Here is a 26,429-nt window from a genome sequence, read left to right on the forward strand (position 1 = left end):
GGCATCTCGCGCGCATCGCGCGCGTTTTCCATAGAGATAAAGCCAGCCATGTCCGCACCGCCCCGCACCCCTCGCAGCGATACCGTCGGCGCCCAGCTCAGCGTCGCCGAAGCGCTGTGCGAGCAGCGCGGGCGCCGCCTCACCCCCATCCGCCGCAAGGTGCTGGAACTGCTGCTGCGCCATGGCCGCAGCCTGAAGGCCTATGAATTGCTGGATGCAATGCGCGCCGTGCATCCGGGCGCCGCGCCCCCGACCGTGTACCGCGCCCTGGACTTCCTGATGGACGAGGGCCTGATCCACCGCCTGGACGCCGTCAACGCCTGGAGCGCCTGCCACGACGCGGGCGGCGCGCCCCACGACCTGCTGGTCGTCTGTACGGGCTGCGGCGCAGTCGCGGAAGTGTCCGACCCTGCCATGAGCCGCCAACTGGCCGAACGCGTCGCCCAGACCGGCTATGCCCTGGCCACCCACGAAACCGAAATCCGCGCGCTGTGCCCCCAATGCCAGCAGAAGCAGCCCGCCGCGGACGCCGGCCACGGCCACCACCATCATTAAGAACTACTGCTGGCGGGCAGCCCGCCCGCGGTTCTCCGCCATCGGCAGCAAGCCCGTACAGGCCGTTTCATCCGGATGCGCGCATCGCGCTCTTGAAATCGGGCAAACCGCCCCCAAATAGTGGTATCGCCCGATACTTGACGGCGTACGGACGCCATCTGGATGGCTACGGCCCCAGGGTTGACCCTGGGTTTGCCCCCTGCCCCCGACTGTGCTGTAATCCTGCGTCCGGCCGCTGCAGGCGGCCCACGCAGCCTGCGGCAAACACCCTCCGGCAAAGACTGGGAAACCCCGTCGAAACGTCGCAAGACGGCGTTGCAAACAGGGTTGCGATCCCCGCCGAGAGTTCCTGTTTAACGCCTTGACTTCACGCTAGCAGCTTCGCCATGAACACCCCGCGCAGTTTGGACAAAATGGTTCCCGTCACCATCCTCACCGGCTTTCTCGGTGCGGGCAAGACCACCCTGCTCAAACGCATCCTGACCGAATACCATGGCCGCCGCGTGGCGGTCATCGAAAACGAGTTCGGGCCGGAAAGCATCGACAACGACCTGCTGGTGCAGGACCGCGACGAAGAAATCATCGAGCTGTCCAACGGTTGCGTCTGCTGCACGGTGCGCGGCGACCTGATGCGCACGCTGGGCGAACTGCGCGCCAAGCGCGAAGCCGGCGAACTGTCTTTCGAACGCGTCATCATCGAAACGACCGGCATGGCCAACCCCGGCCCCGTCTGCCAGACGTTCTTCATGGATGACGACATTGCCGAGTACTACCGCCTGGACGCGGTGGTCACGGTGGTCGACGCCAAGCACGGCATGGCCACCCTCGACGCCCAGCCCGAAGCCCAGAAGCAAGTCGGTTTCGCCGACCGCATCCTGATCTCCAAGCGTGACCTGGTCAACGAAGTCGACTACGAAGCGCTGCGCCACCGCCTGGTTCACATGAACCCGCGCGCGCCGATCACGCCGGTCAACTTCGGCGAAGTCGACCTGAAGTCCATCATCGACATCAGCGGCTTCAACCTGAATTCCATTCTGGACATCGACCCGGATTTCCTGGCCGATGAGCACCCCGACGCCGCCCATGACCACGGCCACGATCACGACCATGGGCATGACCATGGCCACGATCATGACCATGACCATGATCACGAAGGCGACTGCGGGGCGCATTGCAATCATGCCCACCATCATCACCACCACCAGCACGACGACGAAATCGGCGCGTTCGTGTTCCGTTCCAACAAGCCGTTCGATCCCGCGCGCCTTGAGGAATTCCTGGGCGGCGTGGTGCAGGTCTATGGTCCCGACCTGATGCGCTACAAGGGCATCCTGTACATGAAGGGCATCAACCGCCGCATGTTGTTCCAGGGTGTGCACATGATGATGGGCGCCGAACCCGGCAAGCCGTGGACCGCAGCCGAAAAACCGTCCACCAAGATGGTTTTCATCGGCCGTAAGCTGCCCCAGGAGATTTTCACCCGGGGCTTGGAGCAGTGCCTGGCGGGGTAATCCCCCTTCCTGACGTGACGTGATGCGACGAAGGCAGTACTGTGAGGTACGAATAGCGTAGGCAACAAGTAATACGGACCGGGAATGAACGCCCGCGCCAGGATCGATTCATAGTGGAGTGTTTTCATGGCTACCAAGGCAGCAACCAAGAAATCAAGCAAGTCGACGAGCGATACGGCGATTGATCTGCCCAGCGAGAAGGAATTGCTGGCCATGCCCGAGTCCGACTATATGAACGAACGCCAGCTGGCTTTCTTCAAGGAACGGCTCAAACAACTCGAGCAGGACATCCTGGCCAACGCCGGCGAAACCACCGAGCACCTGCGCGAAACGCAGTTCGTGCCCGATCCCGCCGACCGCGCCACGATCGAGGAAGAACACGCCCTGGAGCTGCGCACCCGCGACCGCGAGCGCAAGCTGCTGAAGAAGGTGCAACAGTCCATCGCCCGCATCGACAGCGGCGAATACGGCTGGTGTGAGGAAACCGGCGAACCCATCGGCATCCCGCGCCTCTTGGCCCGCCCCACGGCCACCCTGTCGCTCGAAGCGCAGGAACGCCGCGAGATGCGCCAGAAGCTCTACGGCGACTGATCCGTCCCGTATTCAAGCCCTACGCTGAAAGGCTATGCTGGTTTCCAGCATGGCCTTTTTTTTTGGCCCGGCACGCAAAAGGGGACGCAACCGTCCCGCCTTGATTTCCCCAGAACCGCCCCCAGCTAATCCCTTCATAGGAAGGAACGCATGGAACAATTTCACGCCACCACCATCGTGTGCGTGCGCCGCGGCAACCGCGTCGCACTGGGCGGCGATGGCCAGGTCACCCTGGGCAACATCGTCATCAAGGGCACCGCCCGCAAGATCCGCCGCCTGTACCACGACAAGATCCTGGCCGGCTTTGCCGGCGCCACCGCCGACGCGTTCACCCTGCAGGAACGCTTCGAGGCCAAGCTGGAAAAACACCAGGGCAACCTGATGCGCGCCGCGGTCGAACTGACCCGCGACTGGCGCACCGACCGCGTCCTGCGCCGCCTGGAAGCCATGCTGATCGTGGCCGACGCCGAGCACACGCTGGTGTTGACCGGCAACGGCGACGTGCTCGAGCCGGAACACGGCCTGGCCGCCATCGGCTCTGGCGGCGCCTATGCGCAATCGGCCGCGCTGGCGCTGCTGCGCAACACCGAGCTTTCCCCGGAAGCCGTCGTCAAGCAATCGCTGGAAATCGCCGGCGACCTCTGCATCTACACCAACCAGAACCACGTCATCGAAACGCTGGGCGACTGACGCCCGCCACGCGGCGCGCCAGTCGCGCCGCGGCCGCCACCCCAGCCCGCCCTAGCTTCAAGGATCCGCCCTCATGTCCGCATCCAACATGACGCCCGGAGAGATCGTCTCCGAACTCGACAAGTACATCGTCGGCCAGAACCGCGCCAAGCGCGCCGTGGCCGTGGCGCTGCGCAACCGCTGGCGCCGCCAGCAGGTCGCCGAACCCCTGCGCCACGAGATCCACCCCAAGAACATCCTCATGATCGGCCCCACCGGCGTGGGCAAGACCGAAATCGCGCGCCGCCTGGCCAAGCTGGCCAACGCGCCCTTCATCAAGATCGAAGCCACCAAGTTCACCGAAGTGGGCTATGTGGGCCGCGACGTCGACACCATCATCCGCGACCTGACCGAATACTCGATCAAGCAGACCCGCGAACTGGAAATGCGCCGCGTGCGCACCCAGGCAGAAGACGCCGCCGAAGACCGCATCCTGGACGCCCTGGTGCCGCCCCCGCGCGGCGCCTCCGGCGAGCCGGAACGCGGCGAAGACAACAGCGCCCGCCAGACCTTCCGCAAGCGCCTGCGCGAAGGCAAGATCGATGACCTGGAAATCGAAATCGAAGTCGCCCAGGCCGTGCCGCAAATGGACGTCATGACGCCCCCCGGCATGGAAGAAATGGCCGAGCAGCTGCGCGGCATGTTCGCCGGCATGGCCCGCGACAAGAAGAAGCCCAAGAAGATGAAGGTGCGCGAAGCCTTCAAGCTGATCGTCGACGAAGAAGCCGCCAAGCGCGTCAACGAAGAAGACCTGCGCACCGTGGCGATCAACAACGTCGAGCAGAACGGCATCGTCTTCCTGGACGAAATCGACAAGATCGCGGCCCGCCAGGAATCCGGTGGCGCGGACGTCTCGCGCCAGGGCGTGCAGCGCGACCTGCTGCCGCTGGTCGAAGGCACCACCGTCAACACGCGCTACGGCATGGTCCGCACCGACCACATCCTGTTCATCGCGTCCGGCGCCTTCCACCTGTCGCGCCCCTCGGACCTGATCCCTGAACTGCAGGGCCGTTTCCCGATCCGCGTCGAACTGGAATCGCTGACCGCCGAGGACTTCGTGCGCATCTTGTCCGACACGGACGCCTCGCTGACCAAGCAGTACACGGCGCTGATGGCCACCGAGGACCTGCAGCTGGAGTTCACGGAAGAAGGCGTGCGCCGCCTGGCGGAGCTCGCCTACGAGGTCAACGAAACCACCGAGAACATCGGCGCCCGCCGCCTGTATACGGTAATGGAGAAGCTGCTGGACGAACTGTCCTTCGACGCGACCTCCAGCAGCGACAAGCATGTGAAGATCGACGCCGCCTACGTCAACGCGCAGTTGGCCGAAGCCGCCAGCAGCCAGGATCTGGCGCGCTACGTGCTGTAAACCGCGGGCGCGCCTTGCGCGCCGCCAGCAAAACGCCGTCCGCAGCCTGGCGCTGCGCACGGCGTTTTCTTTTGACCAGCAGGCCCGCTGCGCCGCCCGGCGTGCGCGCGGCGCCATCCCGGCGACGCTAGTTGCTGATCGCCGTCACGATGTACTTGCCGTCCTTGCGGACCGCCGTGAAGCGCACCTTGTCGCCCGCCTTGATCTTGGCCAGCAGCGCCGGATCCGCTTCATAGACCAGCGTCATCGCGGGCAGGTCCAGCGCCTTGATGGCGTCATGCTTGATCGTGACCTTGCCGCCCGCCGGGTCCACCCGCCGCACTTCCCCGCTGGCATCGGCCTGCTGCGCGAACGCCAGCGGCGCGGCCAGCGTGACGACGGCCACGGCTGCCGCGGCGGCCATGGGTATTGCATACTTGCGGTCAAAAATCATGCAGATATCCTCCGATTGCAGGGAAAGCACGGAACCAGCGTCCCCGCTTTCCACAGTGCTAGGATACCGCCCTTGTGCAACAGTTCCCTCGCCCGGACGCAACAATTCTGACAGTTGATTGCGGAACCCGCGACGCGCCCCCCATGTTTCATGGCTGGACGCAAAACCCATACCTTTCGTCACTCATTTCAGGAGCCCCCATGGCCAATCGCTTATCCGTCATCGCCACCCGCACGGGAGACGACGGCACCACGGGCCTGGGGGACGGATCACGCACGCCCAAAGACGCCCCGCGCATCGCGGCCATCGGCGACGTCGACGAACTGAACAGCGTGATCGGCGTACTGCTGACCGAAGACCTGCCCGCCGAGATATCCGCGGATCTGCTGGCCATCCAGCACGACCTGTTCGACATGGGCGCGGAACTCTGCATCCCTGGCCATACCGCGCTCACGGACGACCACATCGCCCGCCTGGACGCGCGCCTGGCCCACTACAACGCGGCGCTGCCGCCCCTGCGCGAATTCATCCTGCCCGGCGGTTCGCGCGGTTCGGCGCAGGCGCACATGGCGCGCACGGTCTGCCGCCGGGCCGAGCGCGCCGTGGTGGCGCTGGCCCGGGTCGAACCGGTGAACCCGCCCGTGCGGCAATATCTGAACCGGCTGTCGGATCTGCTCTTTGTCCTGGCGCGTTGCGTTAATCGCGCGCGGGGAACGGCTGATGTGTTCTGGGCCAGCCCTAATGCGCGTAAGGCCACGTAACTCATGAGATGAAATGCAAGATGAAGTACCGGCCATCGGCGCTGGCGAACCTTGGAACGTCTCTATTTCACCGCACGGTTTGTTTCATTTTTTAGGTTGAGCTAAAGCACTTGCGGCATAATTGAGGGTTAATTAGCGGGTTTGCGTGCACGCTCAAGGCTCAAGGACTACATAAGAATGAGTATCATTGTTACCGGCGGGGCAGGGTTTATCGGCTCCAATTTTGTACTCGACTGGTTCCAGGAAAGCAGTGAACCGGTCGTGACATTGGACAAACTCACCTACGCGGGCAACCCCGAAAACCTTGCTTCGCTCAAAGACAATGTCGCTCACAAGCTGGTCCAGGGCGACATCGGAGACTTTGAGCTGGTCAGCCGCCTTCTGGCTGAACACACGCCCCGCGCCGTTCTGAATTTTGCCGCTGAATCACATGTCGACCGTTCGATTCATGGCCCCGGCGAATTTATCCAGACCAACATCGTGGGCACCTTCCACCTGCTCGAAGCCGTGCGCGCATATTGGAACGGCTTGCCAGACGATGAGCGCGCCGCGTTCCGCTTCCTGCATGTGTCCACCGACGAAGTTTACGGCTCCCTGCAAAAAGACGATCCCGCCTTCAGCGAGACCAACCGCTACGAACCCAATAGCCCGTACTCGGCCAGCAAGGCTGCAAGCGACCACTTGGTGCGTGCCTACCACCATACCTACGGTTTGCCGGTACTGACCACCAATTGCTCGAACAACTACGGCCCCTATCACTTCCCCGAGAAGTTGATTCCGCTGGTCATCCACAACGCCCTCGCCGGCAAACCGCTGCCAATATATGGGGACGGTCAGCAAATCCGTGACTGGCTGTATGTGAAGGACCATTGTTCAGCGATACGCCGCGTCCTTGCCGCTGGACAGCTGGGCGAAACTTATAATGTGGGCGGCTGGAACGAAAAGACCAACCTGGAAGTCGTCCGCACCCTCTGCGCCTTGCTGGACGAACTCAGCCCTCGGGCTGATGGCCAGCCTTATAAGAATCAGATAACGTTCGTGAAGGACCGGCCCGGCCACGATCAACGCTACGCCATCGACGCCTCGCGTCTTGAGCGCGAGTTGGGCTGGAAACCTGCGGAGACCTTCGAAACCGGCATCCGCAAGACCGTAATGTGGTATTTGGAGAACCAGCAATGGGTGGCCGGTATCACCAGCGGCACCTATCGCGACTGGATCAGCACGCAATACGCAACCTGACGCACCGGCGTTCGCATAACCACGACACACCGCGCACCGCCCATCACGATAAGTCGAGTTTCCGCATTGCCAATTAGCCAACAACCTATCCGCACGGACGAGCAGGTGAATGAGCGGATTGCCATCCTTCTGTGCACGTACCAGGGTGAAACGTACCTGCCAGAGCAACTGGACTCATTCGCTGCACAGACTCATTCCGACTGGATCGTCTGGGCATCCGATGATGGCTCTTCCGACGCCACGCCACGGGTGCTTGAGGACTACCAACGCCGCTGGGCGTGCGGCCGACTGATGATACTCGCCGGCCCGCGCAAGGGCTTCGTTACGAATTTCATGTCGTTGCTGTGCAACCCCGGACTGGCCGCCGATTATTACGCGCTTTCCGACCAAGACGATATCTGGCACGCTGACAAACTGCAGCGGGCCGCAGATTGGCTGCGCCAAATACCCGAAGATGTGCCGGCGCTCTACTGTACGCGCACCGAACTCATAGACGAAGCGGGCCATTCGCTCGGTTATTCGCCGTTGTTCAAACGACCGCCTTCTTTTGCTAATGCACTTGTACAGAATGTAGCGGGCGGCAATACGATGGTAATCAATAATGCGGCGCGCGCCTTGCTGCTAGAGGCCGGCGCCGACCTCGATGTCGTCGCCCATGACTGGTGGATATACATCGCCATCAGCGCCTGTGGCGGTCGTGTTTACTATGACAGCCAACCGTCACTAAAGTATCGTCAGCATGGCGGCAACCTCATCGGCGCCAATACTGGATTGTTTGCACGGCTGCAAAGGATCCGGCTGTTGTTCCGCGGTCGTTTGAAGACCTGGACCGACCAACATATCGTTGCGCTGGGGCCGTTGCTACCCAGGCTGACGCCTGTCAACCGCAAGATCTATGAGCGTTTTGTCAAAGCTCGCCAACGCAGCCTTCTGCCCCGCATTGTCGGACTCAAATGCTCAGGCGTCTATCGCCAGACGGCCTTGGGAAACCTGGGGTTGCTGGCTGCAGCAATATCCAACCGGATTTGAAGATAGCCATGAAAATTCTACTGCTTGGCAAAGACGGCCAAGTTGGCCATGAGTTGCGGCGAACGTTGCTGACGCTCGGCGACGTCCATGCCTCTGGTCGCGCAGACGCCAACTTTGAAGATCCTGACGGCCTGCGCCGCCTGCTGGAAGCACAGACGCCTGACATCATCGTCAATGCCGCGGCCTACACCGCGGTGGACAAGGCCGAAACGCATCAAGATGTCGCCCGCCAGATCAACGCCGACGCAGTGGCGGTGCTTGCCCGCTACGCTCAGGCAAAGCAGGCATTACTGGTGCATTACTCCACGGATTATGTCTTCGACGGCACCAAAAGCGGTCCCTACGACGTAGATGATCAGACCAACCCGCAAAGCGTGTATGGCAGCACCAAGTTGGCAGGCGAATCGGCCATCCTGGCGAGTGGCTGCAATGCCCTGGTGTTACGCACCAGTTGGGTGTTCTCGGCGCATGGCGGCAATTTCATCAAGACGATTCTCCGTCTAGCCAAGGAGCGCGATGCATTGAGTATCGTTGCGGACCAGCATGGCGCTCCGACTTCTGCCGAACTCATTGCTGATGTCACGGCACTGGCCATCGCAGGGTGGCTGCAGGGCCGCCTGGCCTGCGGCATTTATCATCTGACCGCTTCCGGCGACACGACATGGCACGGTTTGGCATCGCATGTCGTGGATCGCGCGTGGCGCAATGGTGTGAAGCTAAAGACCGACCGCGACCACATCAAACCCATTACGACCGAGGAGTATCCGGTCCCGGCTGTCCGACCCAAGAACTCTAGGCTGAACACCAGCGCATTGGCGTCCCCCTTGAAACTACAGTTACCTCACTGGACGGTCCACGTCGACCGCACAGTGGACCAACTTACGTCAACGGAACTTTCGACATGAAACGCAAAGGTATCATCCTGGCTGGGGGGTCCGGTACCCGGCTGCACCCAGCCACCCTGGCAATCAGCAAGCAATTACTGCCGGTTTTTGACAAACCGATGATTTACTACCCCTTAAGTACCCTGATGCTCTCGGGGATCCGGGACATTCTCATTATTTCGACCCCCCAGGACACTCCCCGCTTCCAGCAGCTGCTCGGCGACGGGTCGCAGTGGGGCCTGGCTCTCCAGTATGCCGTCCAGCCGTCCCCCGATGGCCTGGCTCAGGCCTTTCTCATCGGAGAATCATTCCTCGGCAATGACCTGTCCGCACTCGTTCTTGGGGACAATATCTTTTACGGCCATGACTTCCACCAGCTACTGGCCAATGCCGACGCCCGCGCCGACGGCGCCAGCGTGTTCGCCTATCACGTACACGACCCCGAACGCTATGGTGTGGCGGAATTCGACAACAGCGGGACTGTCCTGTCCCTCGAAGAAAAGCCGGCCAAACCTAAATCCAACTACGCGGTCACGGGCCTGTATTTCTACGACAAGGACGTAGTCGAAATCGCCAAGCAAATCAAGCCATCGGCCCGCGGCGAACTCGAGATTACCGATCTGAATCGAGTCTACCTCGGCCAAGGCAAACTGAATGTCGAAATCATGGGCCGCGGCTATGCCTGGCTCGATACCGGCACCCACGAATCGTTGCTCGAAGCCAGCCAGTTCATCTCCACCCTAGAGAACCGCCAAGGCTTGAAAGTCTCGTGCCCGGAAGAAATCGCATTCCGCAATGGATGGATTACGCCCGAACAGCTGGAGACATTAGCGGAACCGTTAGCCAAGAACGGCTACGGCAAGTATCTGCAACGCTTGCTCGTCGAGAAAGTTTACTAAGCAAAGCTGGGGCTGCAACCGACTTGGCTGCTGCCCCGGATAACCAAGGCCGACCTTCGCTTAACAAGCGGAGAGGGCCAAGCGCCCCGTCTGTTTAGCGCCGTGGAGCTTGCGGGCTGGTCGCTGCATACCCGCCCTCAAGTTTGGCATCGGCGGTTCCCGCCGCCGCAGCCTGTGCTGACCCGGAACGCAATTTAAAACGAAGCCGTGCATCATCGAGTCGACGCGCAAAACGGTGACCAAAGTTCAGGCTAGGCTTTTCCAGCAAATGCCAAGATAGCGCAGCTAGCAAAAGCGCAAGCGGCATTGCAATTGCCGTCACGGCAATCGCCGTAGGCCGCACTTGGAAATCCACCAAGATGGAATACGCGATTTGCTGGCTGGGCCATCCGTAAAGATAGACGCCGTAGGAATAGTCATGCGTGATCGGTAGGCGCTTGATCAAAGGGCCTAGTGTGGCCAACCACATCGCGACAGCTATTGAGAGGCCGAAAATTACAAAACGCTTTAAATCCACGAAGCCAGCCTTGTGCGCCCAGAGCATCAATACGGCAAAGAAGATGATCATCGCGACAGGGCGGAACTCGATCTTGTCTTCGAGGACGTAAAAGAGCCCCCCAATTAGAAAAATGATGGAAAACGCGGGGTAAGCCGGCGTGCCATAGAGCGCTGGGTTATTACCCAGCAGCGGCACCTTATCAGGAATGAGCGCAAGACATAGGATCAAGAACAAAAACACCAAACATTGCATGCCCTTGTCTTTCATCAGACCCAATAGCGAAAGCACTCCTAAAGCAAGATACAGGCGCAATTCCAGCGTAATGGACCATAACGATCCATTCAACGCCTTTTCTGGGTGAGTTTCAAATATCCCTGGCACAAAATACAAATTCCAAACGCCCAGAGAGTTTGTAATAAAATAATTTAGCGCATCCTTGCTAGCCAAGATTTCGCTGAAATTCGCCCCACCAAACATCCACGAAAAAACATAGGGCACTAAGAAACAACATAGTATCAATGCGGGATAAATCCGCATCACGCGTTTGACTGCGTAACCACCAATACTGCGACTGCTGTCCAGACTTTTGGTAATCAACGCTCCACTAATAAAAAAGAACACTACTACGCTTAGCTCACCAGCATGAGTCACCCCAGACTTCCGGGCGACCCATTCCGCCTGACCTGTAAATGCGTAGCTGTGGGCATAGATAACCAAGAGCGCGGCGAGCAAACGCACCGCATTAAAGTTATTCGATTTAGGTAATAAGACGCTAGACATGACGTTCCTTATCGACGGCCCCTATTAGGCGCCAATCCTCTTCATCTTGACAAGCCAGATACGCTCATGACCACTGCGGCCATGACAAGGAACAATGCCTTCCACTCGGAGGCGCGCCGCTTCCGCGAACCGCTCGATTTTCTGACGACTGATTTCGTCGTTGGCGTTCAGATCTGCCGTACCGAGCGCCAACACGAAGCTCTGACGCGGCATCAATTCTGGATCTGTATTTAGTCTCTCCTTCATCCTTTCCAGCGTTGGCGCTTCAAACATGGCCAGCCTTGGCCCGATGGCGGTAAGGGCACCCATCCAATAGCCCCATTGCGGAAACAAGAGGGTAGTATCGCGTGGCTCAGTGGCTAATTGTGTAATGGCGACGTTAATAGCCTCGGTGTACATCCCCGCGCCGCCCTCCTGCACCAACCTATCCCCAAACTTGCGGGTCAAGGAAAAGTTGAAAGCGAGCATCGCAACGCACAACAATGCAAATGCAAGATTCGCCGCAGGGCGCAAACCGCTAGACCTCCCCTCATCCGTGCTCGCACTTCCCGCCCCGGATGCCGGCCACGCCAGAGCCAGCATTACATAGGCCAAGGGAAGCAGCATTATGTAATGCTGAAGGCTCAGCGGCGTACCCACGGTGATCCCCAGCGCGATATGGCTGATGAAAACCACCAAGATGGCGTCCCCGAGCATTACCCGCTTCGGTGCGGCTGCCACAACGTGGTCAACGGCCGCCCCACGCGGCCACAGCCGAAAACATAGCCAAAGAACCGGACCGGTAGCCAGCACGACCGCACCGATAGTCTTGCTTATCGGGCCAACTCGCGCACCGGCAAAGATCATGTCTTCGATGGTGGATCCGGCTCGCAAGAACAAAATACGATCAATCACGGTATGCCATCGCTCGGAAAAACTCTGCGTAGCGTTAACCACTCCATACATGCTTTGCAGCCCGCGTAGCTGATCCAGATAGCCATGCAAGCCCATGTTCAGAATAATCGAGAGGTGGGCGTAAACATATGGCAGCCAGCCAATCACCGTTCCCAACACCAACGCAGTAACCATGCGCCAATTCCAAGAACGTCGAATCTGAAAAGCCATGGCCAATACGATCGCCGCAGCATAGAAGGCGAAAACGAAATAGCAATAGGCTGCAAAACCCAGGAATATTCCCGCCCACCAATAGCGAGCGCTGGATCGCCTAGCTGCGGTCGCATCGATATGCCACTGGGCAAGCAGCCCAAGCGCTAGAAAGAAAAATATGAGGGGAACCAACTGCAGATAGTACTGCGTCCTCCAGGAAAAAAGGAATGTCGGATCGATTGCCAGCACACACGCCACGAGTGCGATGGCTAACCTCGGGGTTTGCCATTTACGCAAGCACCACATCAAACAAACAAGAAGGACGATTCCCAAGAGAACGTGATATATCCGAAATTGCGGTATTCCATACCCTAGGGCCGAGAAGAAGGCCATCGCCGGATAAGCAGCAAAATTCCCTCCGTAGAGGGAATTCAATAAAGGGAAATTTCTGAAAAGATAGTTATCTGGATATGTCCACGATGGCGCCGGAATGTCCCCTCGCAGCATGTAGGCAGCATGGTAATCCGGATTTGCGGCATCCATATAGATGCCCGGCAACATCAAGTCTTTCAGCCCGAGAATTGCGAAAAGCAATATCGGAGCTAGATAAATCCAATTACCTTTAAAATGATTTTTCATATTTTCTGTGATGTCGCTTGCCAAGGCGCAAGCGGGACTCAAAGATGGCATCGAAAGTCTAATCGACCAGTATAGCGTAGGACGTCCAAGTCCGGTACACCAAAACAGCGTCATCCGGGTACAATAAAGTATGTACGGCGCGCTAGCCGTGACACGGTCGGGCTCGGGCCCACCGTCCTCCTCCCTCAACGCCGCTGGTGCTCGTTCGACATTCGATGAAACGCTTCTTAGGATTTGCTATCTTTTCGGGAGTTGGCTGGTTATGTGATTTACTCACCTTCACCATACTAGTCAAATTGACCGGCCTTCCTGCTTTTTGGGGTAATCTTGCGTCTTCCTATGTCGGAATAACATTCGTCTGGTTTACCTCCTTAAAGTCGGTATTCCATATCGACTCGCGCTCGCGAGGTAGATTCCTACTTGTATATTGGGCTTACCAACTAGCGTCCATCCTTTTCTATTCCAAGGCACTTTCGCTTCTAAGCATCGGCATATCCGATTACCGCGCCTTCACGACATATAGCGACCCCGGATCTCTCGGCATAATTGCAAAGATAATAATCACACCAATCAATCTTTTCACGAACTTTATTTTTATGAAGCTGCTTACCAAGCGTATGCCGGCGCACTAAAATGACAAACACCAAACCAAAGATTCTGGTTTTCATTCCCGCGTATCGATGTGAAGCACAAATAACCCGCGTGTTGGATCAGTTCGATAGAGATACCCAGAGGCTGTTTGACACAGTCATGGTTTTGGACAACCGGTCGCCTGACGCCACTCTGCAAGTCGCCGCATCACATGGCGCCAAGAAGTTCACCGAATGTCATTTTCTGGCATGCCGAAATCAAGACAATTATGGACTTGGCGGCTCGCACAAGGTTGCTTTTCGCTATGGCGTGGAGCATGGATTTGATTATTTGGTGGTGTTACACGGCGACGATCAAGCCGACATTCGAGACCTTGGAATCATACTTTCCAATGGAATACCTTCAGACATCGATTGCCTGTTAGGATCCCGCTTCATGCAAGGCAGTCAATTAAAGGGCTATTCCAAGTTCAGAACTTTTGGAAATGTCGTATACAACTTTCTCTTCTCCTTGGTGGCTTGGCGGGGGATCAAGGACCTTGGATCCGGCCTCAACCTTTACAAACTATCGACATTCCGCGATTTCTACTACGAGAAATTCCCGGATGACTTGACATTCAATTATGTGATGCTATTGGGGAGTTATCACAGGCGCCAGAATGTGAAGTTCTTTCCAATCAGCTGGCGAGAAGAGGACCAACGCTCCAATGTCAAGCTCTTCCAACAGGCATTCAAAGTACTTGGACTTTTGGGAAGATACTTTATTGGTCGCGGGCGTTTTCTAACGCACGAGATGCGCGCACGGCCTCATGCCACCTATGCATCTGACGCCGTGCAGGTTAATACCCCTCCTCAAAGTACCGGCTCATGAGTCGCGGAATCCGAATATATCTTGCTGGCCTGCTCATTCTTATTTTTGGCTGGCTCGCATACCATTTTGACGCCTTGAGATTAGCCACGTCGAGTTTCGGAATAATAACTCTTACCGTGGCTGCCGTGTTCTACACGCTTGGGCACGTGTTGCGCATGGCCAGGCTTACGCTACTCACACTGGACGAGCGGCAGGCCTCCTTCGATCTCGTTACCGCCCACGCCTTGACCGCGTTCCCAAGCAGCTTGATTCCGTTCAAGTTGGGCGAGATTCTACGGCTATCCGCATTTTTTCACGTCTACGACGGCAGGCAAAAGGCGCTGGCAGTATGGGTATCCGAGAGGTTCGGTGACGTTGTCGTTTTGACAGGTTTAATTCTTTGTCTTTATCTGTTCAACTTCGATGTGCCCTCTTCGGTGCGCGCGCTATTTTTCATCTTCGTGATTGCGAGCAGCCTGGGCCTTGCTATTTTTTTTGCCGTCACCAAAGTCTTTGTGTATCTCAATCGTCATCTAGTATTGTCAAGTCATACTCGCCGGGGACTCTGGATATTGAAAGTCAGCTATGCATTGAGAGCATTTGAAGCAACAATCCAACGCTCCATTGAAGGCCGTCTTTCTGCACTGCTCTTGATCTCTATGCTGATTTGGGGCTGTGAAATAGCTGCCGTGACTGTGGCCACACGCCAGATCATGACGGCATACCCCGACATTGCAGAAATCGTGACCTCTGGCCTGCTCGCAAGCATCGCCAGTTCAAACGAACAGGTAGAAACAGCGGCTCTCGTCTATCAGTCCGTATCGGTGATTGCTCTGTCTCTGCTGTTCGTCATCTTGCTCACTTTGACTTTTCATCGCATCCGCAGAACCAAATGAACAACTCTTCGCGACGAAATATCCTATTGGTATACGACGACCGGGAACTGGTCGGTACGGAGTTACAGGCGATTGTTGGAAACCGTCGCTTTGGGGACATTATTTTTCGCCGTCAGAGCCTTTTCGAACACTTCCGCAGCTGCATTCCCCAATGGGCGCGGGAGAATTTGATTCGGCTGCGCTCGAAAAGCGACCAAGAGGATCTTCTGGCACGGATCAGCATAAGTCCTGAAGACACGGCTATATGCATCGTCGCCGCGCGTGCCGGCTTTCCTCAACCCGAGCGTCTGTTTCAGCTCATCGAACGCCTGCCTTACGCCGAGGAAGCCTTCACGGATCGCCTGTATAAGCCTCTGATGGTGTTTCTGAGCAATGTCCACGCATTGGCTGAGCTATGGCCAGAATTTGAGGCGTCACCTCTGCATGAAGGCAGTCCTGCCTGGCAACAGGCGCAGCGACTGGAGTCGATTCGGCCGCTGGACTTGAGCCGTATTCAGGACTTTCTGACTTTCACGACGGGCTCAACCGCCACCAGGCATTTCAATGAAGTTCACATTGACGCTTACTATTACACCAAGCGCTCTCGTGACAAAAGGAAGATGCGCAGCGAGTACGCCTTCCACCATTTGGTCCCCGAGGCGATGCGGCCTTGGCTTATTCAACCGTTCGACTACAAGGACGAAGGCGATACCGCGTCCTACCGCATGCTTCGCTACTACTTGGCCGACGCAGCCTTGCAGTGGGTGCACGGCGCGTTCAGCATCGAGTCCTTTCCACCCTTTGTCAGCAAGCTGCTCTTCTTTCTGCAGGAACGTCCTCGCAAACAAGCATCCCTGGTCGACTGCGTCGGTTATGCACATAGCTTGTTCGTTAAGAAAGTAGAAGAACGTGCCGCGGCCTTTCTCGCACTGCCGGAGGGCGCCAGGATTAATAACCTGGTGTTGGCGGCCAATACCGAACTTGGTATGGAACAACAGCTGGCGCGATATCTGCGGTTGTATTCCAAAATGGAAAAGTCTTTCGCTCTGAACTACCTGGCGATCGGGCATGGAGATCCGTGTTTCTCCAATTTGTTGTACGACCCACAGCGCTATCTGTTAATGCTGATTGATCCAAAAGGCGCCGTCTCAGAGGACGAGCTATGGACTCATCCATTCTATGATTTTGCCAAGGTTTCGCACAGCGTGTTAGGGGATTACGATTTTATAAACAATGGCCTATACACGATTGGCTTCACGGCGAGCAACCATTTGACGCTTGACATACACTATAGCCATCCGCCGCAACTGAAGCAGATATTCACCAACCAATTGTCGGCGATGGGATACGATACGAGAACCGTGCGCCTCGCCGAGGCCTCGTTGTTTCTTTCTATGTTGCCGCTTCATATAGATCACCCGAACAAGATCGTAGCGTTTCTTCTTCGAGCGAAAAGTATTCTGGATGAAATTGAAAATGGATGAAAAGCACCCACATCAGGACGGAACGCTCGTTGTTGACGTTGACGGAACCATATGCGACATAAAACGCGAAGGCGAGAGTTATAGCGATGTGCGCCCGCGGCTTGATTTCATAGAGAAATTGCGCGAGTATCACAACAAGGGCTATCGCATATTGCTGTACACGTCCCGGAACATGAAGACATATAGCAACAATGTGGGCCTAATAAACCGCCACACCGCACCGGTCTTGTTGGAATGGCTCGAGAGATGGAACGTGCCGTACGACGAGATTTTATTCGGCAAGCCCTGGCCTCGAAAAAATGGCTTTTACATCGACGACAGAGCAATCCGACCAAACGAGTTTCTCAGCCTTTCCGAAGAAGAGATCCACACCATGCTCGGCAAGGAACATTGAACAATGGCCACCAATATAGTCATAACCATGGCTGGCCGCGGCTCCCGTTTTTACACGGCAGGCTACACCGTTCCCAAATACGAGATCATTGCTCACGGCAGGAGCCTGTTCGACTGGTCATTGCTTTCGTTACGCAATTTCATTACTCCTGAGAGTCGGATTATTTTTGTAACCCTGGAATCCAACGCATCGGCTGACTATGTGCGCGCCCGCTGCGCAGCCTTGGACATACAGGATTTTCACATCATCGAACTCTCGGCAGTCACTGATGGACAAGCAACAACCGCAATGCAGGCAAGTGATATTTGGCGAAAAGACCAGCCTCTCCTGATCTACAACATAGATACATTTGTCGAGCCGAAGGCGCTACAGCCTACCGATATCCGCCCACAGTCCGATGGTTGGATACCTTGTTTTTCCGCACCCGGGGATCATTGGAGCTTTGTAGAATTGTCCGACCAGCAATGGGCGACACGCGTAACGGAGAAAACGCGAATCTCCGATCACGCATCGATTGGTTTGTATTGGTTTGCCAAGGCCGCGGACTATGAAAAGGCCTATAACGACTATTTCAGCAATGCCGACAATTTGGTAAAAGGGGAGAAATATGTTGCCCCTTTGTACAATCATCTCGTCGACAAGGGATTGAATATTTCTATTCAAGACGTGCCGGTTTCTACCGTGCACGTACTCGGAACACCCGATGAATTGAAGCAGTTTCTGGCTTGTGAATGTCCGAGGATAGAGTAATCTAGTACACATGATCGCCGATCATTTAGGGCGAGCGCATCGAGCGATCAGAGACAAGCGGGGAGACCATTGCCGCAGTGCCTTGGTTCCCCGCTATTGGCCTGCCGCCTTCAATCAGCCATTTTCAATCGATTGAGGATACGCGAGCACGCCTTTCCATCGCCATACGGGTTATGGGCTTGACTCATGCTGGCGTAGACGTCTGCATCCGTCAGCAGCAGCCGTATACCGCCGACAATGGCTTCCACATCCGTTCCCACGAGACGTACCGTGCCTGCTTGGACCGCCTCCGGCCGCTCCGTAGTATCGCGCATGACCAGTACAGGCTTGCCAAGCGATGGCGCTTCCTCCTGAATTCCTCCCGAGTCCGTCAAGATGATGTGGGACTGATTCATCAAATGAACAAAGGGTAGATAGTCGATGGGCTCCACAATGTGCACGTTCCGCTGTCGGCTCAGGATCCTCTGGACCGGCTCCCTGACGTTTGGATTCATATGGACTGGATAGACAAAGTCCACCTCGGGAAACTCGCTAGCCGACCGCTGGATCGCCGTGCAAATCCGCTCGAAACCGTCGCCAAAACTCTCTCGGCGATGACCTGTAATCAGGACAATTTTTCGGTCTGGCGACAAGTACTCATATCCGGCCGATGCCTGCTGCCGAACCTCGGCATCTGATTCCAGCTTGTCTTTTACCCAAAGAAGGGCGTCAATCACCGTATTTCCGGTGACTTCTACGTCTTCTTCGACGACGCCCTCGCGCAGAAGGTTGTCACGCGACAGCCCGGTCGGAGCGAAATGCAATTTCGCAAGCGCCCCGGTAATTTTTCGATTTCCCTCTTCCGGCCACGGCGAGTACAAATTTCCGGTTCGCAAACCGGCTTCAATGTGACCGACCGGAATTCGATGATAGTAGGCCGCAAGCGACGCAGCCAGCGTCGTAGCGGTATCTCCATGCACCAGGACATAGTCCGGCTTGAATTGGGAAAAAACCTCACGCAAGCCCAGCAGAATCGACGAAGTGACGTCGGTTATATCCTGATTGGGACGCATAATATTCAAGTCATAATTCGGCTTGATCTCAAACAACGAAAGCACCTGATCGAGCATATGGCGGTGCTGTCCGGTCACGCAAACTCTGCACTCAAAGCCTGAATCAGCTTGAAAAGCGTGCACGACGGGAGCCATCTTGATGGCCTCAGGACGCGTGCCGAACACAACTAGTATCTTCATTTGATGCTCAACTTTGTATTTTTTGGAAACTCAATTTTTTTTAGGAGATTCTAAAGCATCTCGACCATCTAAGTGCCGGCGGCCACCGCCGATTTCAAGCGCTTGCGCAAGCGAAGTACTCCTGCCCGACCAACCATGCTGAGCGGCCCATTCTCGACGCCGCGTCACCGATTCCGCATCACGAGCGTCGGGAAGCAATTTTTCGATTGCTTCTGCAAACCCCGACGCGTTTTCCGCACAGCACACACCCAACGCTTCGAGGCCAGCCAATTCCGGCAGTGGCGTGGCAACAATAGGGCAACCTGCGGCCAAATATTCGTAAAGCTTGACGGGATTGGTAGCGATGGTTAGTGGAGAGAGGATAAACGGAATCACGCAAACATCGAAGGTCGATAGCATCCCAGGGACATCGCTGTAGGGGATTTCGCCGATAAATTTCACATTTGAAGGAAGATTCGCTTTCTTTTCTTCAGCCCCAACCGAGGCCCCGACCAAAACAAAGGTCCATTTCGGATTTCCTTGGGCAACAGCGAGCAGCAGGTCAAAATCAAACCACTCGGAAATTGCTCCAACATAGCCGATAACGGGCATCGCGCTACATTGCGCTCGACTCACCGCCGCGAATCTGTCAAATTCGCAGCCGTTACGGATAAGCATATATTCGCTAGCATCCCCTCCGTACTCTTGGAGTCTGTTCAGCAACGCTTGCGAACTGGCAACATTGCACGTCGCGCGTTGAACCAATGCTCGCTCCACCGCCGCCAATCGGTCTGACGCGGACCCTCCGAACCCCGCGTGCTGATCCAGACAGTCATATACAAGACTATGCCAGGAATGACAACTCACGACGGGATACCAGGCCGGGTGCTCCACAATTGCGGACGCCGTTTTGGCACCCATATCGTTGAACAAAGAATGCAGGGACTGCAGGAAACCCTGTGCCTCCTGCTCGGTGATATCGCTCTGATGCAAGTCGGGCAGGCGGAATTTTCCAGAGGAGATTTGCACTACAAAAAGCCCCGACGCAGGACTCTTCAGAACGACGTAATCGCGCTTCCCCCCAGCCACGAGGGGCGTCGGGCAGACATAGATGACCCGATATCCTTGATTTGCCAGTCCCAGCGCGAGATGTTGGGGTCGCTGGAACCGGAAGTCCCAGTCTATGACCGAGAAGAAAAACACGTCTCCCGCCGCGGTGGGCGGCCCCCAGTCGGTTACGGTTTCACCGCCGGCGTCTGGCCGGTAGATCGCCTCGTAACGCGTCACGAGCTGCCCCATGTTGCCTTGCTGGCCGAAGAGCGCCGCAAAGGCATTGCGCACACGCCGCCAAGTCAACAAACGAAGCGTCAGTTTTGGATCGCTCAGTGCAAAGCTGGCCAAAGCCTTGAGTTTTCCGAGCACGATGTTTCCGCCCTAGTACGAATCCAACTTCAGCCGGCTCGCCACCTCAGCGGCGCGTGCAGACCAGGTTTGCGAAGCAGCGTAGGCGCGACTCTCAGCCGCCTCGGCCTCCAATAGAGAGGAGCTACGCACCAACGTCACAAACTCTTCTTTATCGACCGCAATCTTCACGAATGGGATCCGACCACACTCCTCTGTTGCAGTCGCGATAACCGGTTTGCCAGCCGCCAAGTACTCATAGAGTTTGACAGGCGAGACGGAGTTGGTGATCTGATTGACTACGAAGGGAATGATGCAAAGATCGAAATGCTGCAGGTACGGCACCAAATCCAATTGTTCCATCGCCGGGAAATGGCGTACGTTGGCCCGAGTGCAAAGTGAATTTAGGCTTTCATCGGCACCGTCGAGTACGGGGCCAATTACTACGAGGACATGGTCGGGCAGACTATCGGCGACATGCTCCAACAGTTCGAAGTCGATCCACGGCGCCAATGCTCCGTAATAACCGATCACCGGGCGCCGTTCAAAATCCTTGAGAGCTTCAGGCACCGCCTGCGGCACGGCCAAGGCAGCAATGAACTCTTCGCCAACAGCATTGGGCAGTATCAACGCTGCATCCCGGCGCTCCGCCGGCAAGGTATCGTATAAACGCTGCGCCGAGACGGTTACGAGGTCCGCACGTTGCAGCATTTCATCGTGCATGGCCTTTACTTGCTCCGAAGGCAAATCGAGCAGGCACAAATCATCCATGTAGTCATACACAAGCCTGGAATATGGCAGGTATTCCACATGCCGAAGATTGTTTGGCCAGAGGCAATAATAAATTACGTTTCCAGGCTCCAGGATATGTGGCAGCAGCGGGAAAATATCCCATTCCTGCACTACAAACAATCCAGGAGAAACCTCCTCTATGTCCTTGACCTTGTCTGTTGTGTGATTGAGCGTGCCATATATGACGAGAAATCCCATGTCGGCGAACGCCTTCGCCAAACTCTGCGGGCGCTGCCGCATATAGGAGTAATCAATGGTCGCGGGAAAAATCACCACACGCCGCTGTTCGAAATTTCCCAGCGTCCGCCTTACCTTTTCCATCAACTCCTTCGCTGGATCCGATTCCGCTCCCTTGACACCGGCTCGAATCGCCAAGCGCGATGCTATATATCGTCCATAACGAACCCTCTCACGCCAAGTTCCGCGCAAGACGTTCCGACGAAAATTGAACCACCTGGTCTGCCATTTTGAACGAGCCAGCACAGCAGGTGGCTGTCCGCCGGAAATCTGATTTGATACTTCAGCGGAATGAACTTGCACAAGTAGGTGACGAAAGTTTTCCCACCGCAACTCAATTCGCTCCAGCGCCGCCACAGCTTCCGGAGTCCGGGGACCTTCAAACATGACTCTGAGGTCTTTATCCAGTTTTTCCCAATAGCTTAGGGCGATTTCCGAAAACGACCATGTGACGTCGTGTTTTTTTGTGTACAAGGCCTTGTTTCGCTCAAACAAGGCCTTGTATTTTTGGGTAGCTAATTTGCCGAAAGACACACTACCCTTGTGATAGACAAAGCAGTCTTCAATTACGGCCAAGACAAAACCCGCGCGCCTGGCTCGCACGCAATAGTCATCGTCTTCGAACATGCCCAGGCCAAAACCTTCGTCCAGATATCCGATCTTTTCTATAACTCGCCGGTGAACCGCAACGCAATAGAATCCAAGGCGCTCGGTTGCAAACCAAACTCCTTGGTGGCGTTGGATATATGCCGAAGTTATTTCTTCGTAGGTGTTTTCGTTGACCCCGTCGAGTTCGAGCCTCTGCTCGTTGCCGGCCGAGTTCGTTACCGGACCGATCAGTCCGACCTGCTTATTTTCAGTGAACAGCCGGGTCAAGCGAGGAAGCCATCCAGGAGGCACCAACGTGTCGTTATTGAGCAAAACGACCACCTCGCCCCGCGCCGTTTTCATGCCGTCGTTGTTCCCCCCGGCGTAACCCTTATTCGTTTCATTCAAGCGAAGATGGATGAATGGGTACTTGCGTTGAAATTCCAGCAAATACTCACGCGTGCCGTCAGCGGACGCGTTGTCAACAATGATCAACTCGTTACGTGTCAGGTCCGTGTTCGCGATGATCGATTCAAGGCAAGGAGCTGTTGTTTCTTTTAGATTGTTATAAGTCAGAACGACGATGGATGCGTCCATGGGTCTTCACAATAAATTGGAAAGTACTTGCCAGGGTCAAAACACTAGCTTCACGGCTTGGAAAAAGCGGCGGTCTTCAGCAGTGATTTTACCCGAGCGTCCCATGAGTTTTCCTTGGCAAGCTCAATACGCCGCCTGATTTTCTCTTCATCTTGCCGCTGTTCCATGGCCTTCTCTAGCTGCTCGATGAATTCACGGGCATTGTGAGCCAGATAGCAATCATCTGCATAAGCAGCCAGCTCGGGTAGATCGATGGAAACGACCGGCTTGCCCGCGCTCATATATTCATAGAACTTGACCGGGTTGGTGGCGAGAGTCAGGGGTACCAACTTGAATGGAATCGTGCAAACGTCGAAGTACGCCAGATATCCGGGAAGGTCGACATACGACTTCTCCCCGCACAGATGAACGTTCGGCAATCCTTGGAGGGGATTCAGGTCTGCTCCCGCGGTGGCCCCGATGAGCACGAAATTCCAATCTGGCTTTGCCCGGGCGCAATGTGCGATAAGTTCAGTGTCAAACCAATCCGATATTGCACCGTAATATCCCACAATGGGCTTATCACTGTAGGCTTCGAGCAATCCATTACGAACGGGTTGCGCAAAGTGTTTGAACTCGGTCCCGTTTTTAATCTGAACAGTGCGCGGGTTAAGCAAATGGCATCGATCTTCCAGCAATGCCGAGGACGCTATGACCAGATCTGCGGCCTCGATGAGGGCTTGTTCAACCTTCAGCGCCTGTGCCGTATTCGTACTGAATCCCGCGTGGTCATCCATGCAATCAAAGACTATCTTTCCGCCGAATTTTTCTTTGAGCTGTTGGGCGACCGGCCACCATCCAGGAAACTGGAGCAGGTAGTGGATGGATTTGGGTTTGGTATCACGTATCAACTCGGACAAGCCTGCCACGACGTTGTCGAGATCGTCGCCAGCCAGGGTGTCGGTATAGATATTGATTGGATCCTTGGTATGCAACCATACCTGGGCTACGTCCTTGTCCAGCTCATTCAGGCTCAGCGTGGCCGCAGCTTCGGCAGGCGAGGCGAATTTTCTACCCAAGGGGGTCATCGACATTGCCAAATAGCACGCCGAATATCCATTGTCGCGCAGCCGCGTCACGAAATGCTGGGGCCGCTGCCAGCGGAAGTCCCAGGTGATGATTGGAAACACCAGCAAAAGACGGCCATTGTTCCGCTTCAAGGATTGAGTAATCGCGTCCACATTGGTGCGAGACTGCCGTCTGGCCTTGTAGCTACGGACGCTGCGTACGACGTCGCCAACCGGCGACGCCGCCAAATGGCGCCGGGCTGCCGCCTTGATAAGGCGCACACCCATGCGAACGCTCCCCCGTTGATTCACGCGGGTATAGTCCTCCATTTCCGCACGGGCCTTTTCGAGCGCAGCGTCTCGTTGGGCGAGCTGGATATCCAGCGATTTCCCCCACTCTGTCATGCGATTGACGTCGGATTGCAAGCGACGAATCTCATCGTCGCGAATTTTGATCTCTTCGTTCATTCCCCCGCCCCACTCACTCATACGACCGACCTCGGATTGCAAGCGACGGATCTCATCGTCGCGACTTCTAAACCCTTCTTTCACTTCCTCCCCCCATTCGCTCATCCGGCCGACCTCGGTCTGCAGGCGACGAATCTCGTCATCGCGACTTCTAACCCCTTCATTCACTTCCCCCCCCCATTGGGTTACACGGCTGATGTCGGATTGCAGACGACGAATCTCATCGTCACGATTTCTGATCTCGTCCTGTACCCCACCCTCCCACTCGTTCATACGGCCGACGTCGGATTGCAGGCGGCGAATCTCATCGTCGCGACTTTTGATTTCCTCATTCACCTCTCCGCCCCACTCGGTCATGCGACTGAGTTCGGATTGCAGGCGGCGGATCTCATCGTCGCGAGTTTTGATTTCTTCAGTCGCCCGCACTCCCCAGAGCGAAGCGGTATGTGCGTCTGCCTTGGCAGACGCCAACTCCTGTTCTTGGTGTTTGAGCAGCCCCACAGCTCTCTTAAGAATCAGATCGTCCAAAGCGGAAGCCAACGATTCGAATCTGGAATCCAGAACTGCCTGCAGTTCCGGCGATGGCTGGTAGTCGGGCAACTTGATCGGTGTCCCCGACTTCGACGCAAGGACGAAGATTCTGTAGTGTGGCGGAGCAAAGTCATAGGGGGCCAGGTCCTCGTTGAAGCTCTTCGAAACATCCAGAACCTCCGGCTTGAGTGGCTGTACGTCCCAATAGCAAATCACTTTGGAGAGCAGGCGCTTCAACCAGGGCACGTGGCCATGGCCCACGGAGGTTGTTGGAAACCCGTTTCGGGCGAAGTGATCGTTGACCGATGCCGCCACAGGAAGGCCGTAGTGATAGTGTTCCGCCAGCCAGCTGTAAACACTGCCATGGATCCGCTCGTACTCCGAGTTGACCATGTCATCCGTCTCGCGGGCATAGCCACCCTCTTCCGGCGGAAAACCCACAAGCACGGCCTTGTCGGCCAATTCAGTCAGTCGATCCAAGAACGCTTCGCGGTGTTGCGCGGGAACGTGCTCCAACACATCCACGGCACATACATAATCAAACTTGCAATCATCCAGGCGCTGGGTGAACACGTCACCGCTGATCCGATGTGGGCCGTCCTTACCCGCAAGCAACGGATCGACATACGTGATGGTTGCTTCTCCAAGGAAAGAGCCAAGAAGACATTCGGGCCCGCTACCGACGTCCAGCACCGTAGCGCCCGGTTGTAGACCAGCATCCCGCAGGATACGCACACAACCTTGATAGCGGCTGTATTGATCAAAGACCATGGAATCGGTGGTGGGCGAGCCCGTGCTGCTTCGCGTTTCAACTTCCTGGCTACGCGCTTCTTCTTCCATTGAGTACACGGGAAATTCCCGCAAGCGCTTTACCCAGGCTTGAAGCTCTTCCGCCGAGCAGGTACGACGAACGATCACGCCGACGCCGCAGGGCCAGCCCAACGTCATATCGTCGCCGACGGCGATCAACTCGCCCAAGGGTGAAAAAATGTCGACAAAGTCCTGGTGCGAAAAGCGCCAATGATCGGCGGGATAATCATGCAACTCGAATCCCGGGGAGCGAGTCGTCAGCACGAGTATGCCCCCCTCCCGCAAGGTGGCAGCCATCTGGTACAGCGCGCCTTGCCAATCGTAGCAATGCTCCAGCATCTCTGTGGAGAGCACGACATCGAAGGCTTCCGTTCCGAATTGGCCGACAATGCGCGAAGCATCCAATACGAGGTCGACCCCGGGGCCTTCGAAAATATCGATACCCACGTACTCGCTCTGCGGATCAGCGAAGATCGTCCGCAAAGTTCCATTCACGTCGCGAGATCCCACCTCCAATACGCGCGCCCCTTTCTTGACGTGCGGCAAGGCTTCCTTTCCCCAATCCATGCACCAGGCATTACACATCGCTATACCTCTATAAATCTGCTATTCAAATGGAATTCTCGGCCGTTCTACCGGGCGCGACGGCACGTCATACAAGCGTCAAGTGGAAATTCGCACCGCCACCTACGGGAAAGATGAATAGCCATGGTTGATCTCGGGCACACACATGCGAAAGGCAAAAAGTGCCTTTTACTTCCGGTCAGTTTCTCACTGATGGTCAAGAGGAGTGCAACCAGG

General features: G+C 56.3%; 23 protein-coding genes. 16 read left to right on the top strand and 7 right to left on the bottom strand.

The window, feature by feature from the left end; all coding sequences use genetic code 11:
- Positions 1-48 precede the first annotated feature (48 nt).
- The 5 genes from IB259_RS24455 (at position 49) to hslU (ending at position 4,755) form a co-directional block, all read left to right on the top strand.
- A complete protein-coding gene (locus IB259_RS24455; RefSeq protein WP_013396835.1) occupies positions 49-555 on the top strand; it encodes a Fur family transcriptional regulator in 507 nt (168 codons plus the stop codon).
- Positions 556-941: 386 nt separating this feature from the next.
- Positions 942-2,066, top strand: a complete 1,125-nt coding sequence (locus tag IB259_RS24460; protein WP_059374111.1) for a GTP-binding protein — start codon at positions 942-944, stop codon at positions 2,064-2,066.
- A gap of 126 nt (positions 2,067-2,192) precedes the next feature.
- A complete protein-coding gene (dksA, locus tag IB259_RS24465) occupies positions 2,193-2,657 on the top strand; it encodes an RNA polymerase-binding protein DksA (RefSeq protein WP_006389752.1) in 465 nt (154 codons plus the stop codon).
- 150 nt (positions 2,658-2,807) lie between these two features.
- Positions 2,808-3,347: an ATP-dependent protease subunit HslV gene (gene hslV / locus IB259_RS24470; protein WP_013396837.1), complete on the top strand. Its 540-nt coding sequence runs from the start codon at positions 2,808-2,810 to the stop codon at positions 3,345-3,347.
- Between the two features lie 73 nt (positions 3,348-3,420).
- Positions 3,421-4,755 carry an ATP-dependent protease ATPase subunit HslU gene (hslU, locus tag IB259_RS24475; RefSeq protein ID WP_054457045.1) on the top strand — a complete coding sequence of 445 codons (1,335 nt, stop codon included), beginning with the start codon at positions 3,421-3,423 and terminating at the stop codon, positions 4,753-4,755.
- A 127-nt stretch (positions 4,756-4,882) separates the two neighbouring features.
- Here hslU and IB259_RS24480 read toward each other — a convergent pair whose 3' ends face one another.
- Positions 4,883-5,188 carry a copper-binding protein gene (locus tag IB259_RS24480; RefSeq protein ID WP_054457046.1) on the bottom strand — a complete coding sequence of 102 codons (306 nt, stop codon included), beginning with the start codon at positions 5,186-5,188 and terminating at the stop codon, positions 4,883-4,885.
- Positions 5,189-5,388: 200 nt separating this feature from the next.
- Here IB259_RS24480 and IB259_RS24485 point away from each other — a divergent pair, with 200 nt between their 5' ends.
- The 5 genes from IB259_RS24485 (at position 5,389) to rfbA (ending at position 10,000) form a co-directional block, all read left to right on the top strand.
- A complete protein-coding gene (locus IB259_RS24485) occupies positions 5,389-5,949 on the top strand; it encodes a cob(I)yrinic acid a,c-diamide adenosyltransferase (RefSeq protein ID WP_119450150.1) in 561 nt (186 codons plus the stop codon).
- Between the two features lie 177 nt (positions 5,950-6,126).
- Entirely contained in the window at positions 6,127-7,188 is a 1,062-nt protein-coding gene (gene rfbB, locus IB259_RS24490; RefSeq protein WP_192330338.1) for a dTDP-glucose 4,6-dehydratase, read from the top strand.
- 66 nt (positions 7,189-7,254) lie between these two features.
- The gene (locus IB259_RS24495) at positions 7,255-8,217 is read left to right on the top strand and encodes a glycosyltransferase family 2 protein (protein ID WP_225596924.1); all 963 of its coding nucleotides are present in this window, start codon (positions 7,255-7,257) and stop codon (positions 8,215-8,217) included.
- 8 nt (positions 8,218-8,225) lie between these two features.
- Positions 8,226-9,122, top strand: coding sequence for a dTDP-4-dehydrorhamnose reductase (rfbD, locus tag IB259_RS24500; protein WP_119450148.1), 897 nt, complete (start codon positions 8,226-8,228; stop codon positions 9,120-9,122).
- Positions 9,119-10,000: a glucose-1-phosphate thymidylyltransferase RfbA gene (gene rfbA, locus IB259_RS24505; protein ID WP_119450147.1), complete on the top strand. Its 882-nt coding sequence runs from the start codon at positions 9,119-9,121 to the stop codon at positions 9,998-10,000. Before rfbD ends, rfbA begins: the two co-directional genes overlap by 4 nt.
- A gap of 94 nt (positions 10,001-10,094) precedes the next feature.
- On the opposite strand, the gene IB259_RS24510 is transcribed toward rfbA, so the two are convergent.
- Positions 10,095-11,279 carry an acyltransferase gene (locus IB259_RS24510; RefSeq protein WP_119450146.1) on the bottom strand — a complete coding sequence of 395 codons (1,185 nt, stop codon included), beginning with the start codon at positions 11,277-11,279 and terminating at the stop codon, positions 10,095-10,097.
- 24 nt (positions 11,280-11,303) lie between these two features.
- Complete coding sequence (locus IB259_RS24515; RefSeq protein WP_192330339.1) at positions 11,304-13,028, bottom strand: hypothetical protein; 1,725 nt, start codon at positions 13,026-13,028, stop codon at positions 11,304-11,306.
- Between the two features lie 191 nt (positions 13,029-13,219).
- On the opposite strand from IB259_RS24515, the gene IB259_RS31255 reads away from it, so the two are divergent.
- From IB259_RS31255 to IB259_RS24545, 6 genes are read left to right on the top strand one after another with little or no spacing between them, the layout of a single operon-like run.
- Entirely contained in the window at positions 13,220-13,636 is a 417-nt protein-coding gene (locus IB259_RS31255) for a GtrA family protein (protein WP_119450144.1), read from the top strand.
- A 1-nt stretch (position 13,637) separates the two neighbouring features.
- Entirely contained in the window at positions 13,638-14,465 is an 828-nt protein-coding gene (locus tag IB259_RS24525; protein WP_192330340.1) for a glycosyltransferase family 2 protein, read from the top strand.
- Positions 14,462-15,340 carry a lysylphosphatidylglycerol synthase domain-containing protein gene (locus tag IB259_RS24530; RefSeq protein ID WP_192330341.1) on the top strand — a complete coding sequence of 293 codons (879 nt, stop codon included), beginning with the start codon at positions 14,462-14,464 and terminating at the stop codon, positions 15,338-15,340. Before IB259_RS24525 ends, IB259_RS24530 begins: the two co-directional genes overlap by 4 nt.
- Positions 15,337-16,803 (top strand): hypothetical protein, encoded by a 1,467-nt coding sequence (locus IB259_RS24535; protein WP_119450141.1) that lies wholly within the window; start codon positions 15,337-15,339, stop codon positions 16,801-16,803. Before IB259_RS24530 ends, IB259_RS24535 begins: the two co-directional genes overlap by 4 nt.
- Positions 16,796-17,197, top strand: a complete 402-nt coding sequence (locus tag IB259_RS24540; RefSeq protein WP_225596925.1) for a capsular biosynthesis protein — start codon at positions 16,796-16,798, stop codon at positions 17,195-17,197. Before IB259_RS24535 ends, IB259_RS24540 begins: the two co-directional genes overlap by 8 nt.
- A gap of 3 nt (positions 17,198-17,200) precedes the next feature.
- Entirely contained in the window at positions 17,201-17,947 is a 747-nt protein-coding gene (locus IB259_RS24545) for a glycosyltransferase family 2 protein (RefSeq protein WP_119450139.1), read from the top strand.
- Positions 17,948-18,057: 110 nt separating this feature from the next.
- Here IB259_RS24545 and wecB read toward each other — a convergent pair whose 3' ends face one another.
- Genes wecB through IB259_RS24565 form a run of 4 tightly spaced genes read right to left on the bottom strand, consistent with a single transcriptional unit; the run spans position 18,058 to position 26,213 of the window.
- Entirely contained in the window at positions 18,058-19,179 is a 1,122-nt protein-coding gene (gene wecB, locus IB259_RS24550) for a non-hydrolyzing UDP-N-acetylglucosamine 2-epimerase (protein ID WP_119450138.1), read from the bottom strand.
- A gap of 30 nt (positions 19,180-19,209) precedes the next feature.
- A complete protein-coding gene (locus tag IB259_RS31260) occupies positions 19,210-20,580 on the bottom strand; it encodes a glycosyltransferase (RefSeq protein WP_192330343.1) in 1,371 nt (456 codons plus the stop codon).
- 12 nt (positions 20,581-20,592) lie between these two features.
- Positions 20,593-22,773, bottom strand: coding sequence for a glycosyltransferase (locus IB259_RS24560; protein WP_192330345.1), 2,181 nt, complete (start codon positions 22,771-22,773; stop codon positions 20,593-20,595).
- A 50-nt stretch (positions 22,774-22,823) separates the two neighbouring features.
- The gene (locus IB259_RS24565; RefSeq protein WP_119450135.1) at positions 22,824-26,213 is read right to left on the bottom strand and encodes a methyltransferase domain-containing protein; all 3,390 of its coding nucleotides are present in this window, start codon (positions 26,211-26,213) and stop codon (positions 22,824-22,826) included.
- Positions 26,214-26,429: the final 216 nt, after the last annotated feature.

It is taken from the genome of Achromobacter sp. ACM04 (genome assembly GCF_014851465.1).
In the GTDB taxonomy this organism is placed as follows: domain Bacteria; phylum Pseudomonadota; class Gammaproteobacteria; order Burkholderiales; family Burkholderiaceae_B; genus Achromobacter; species Achromobacter aegrifaciens.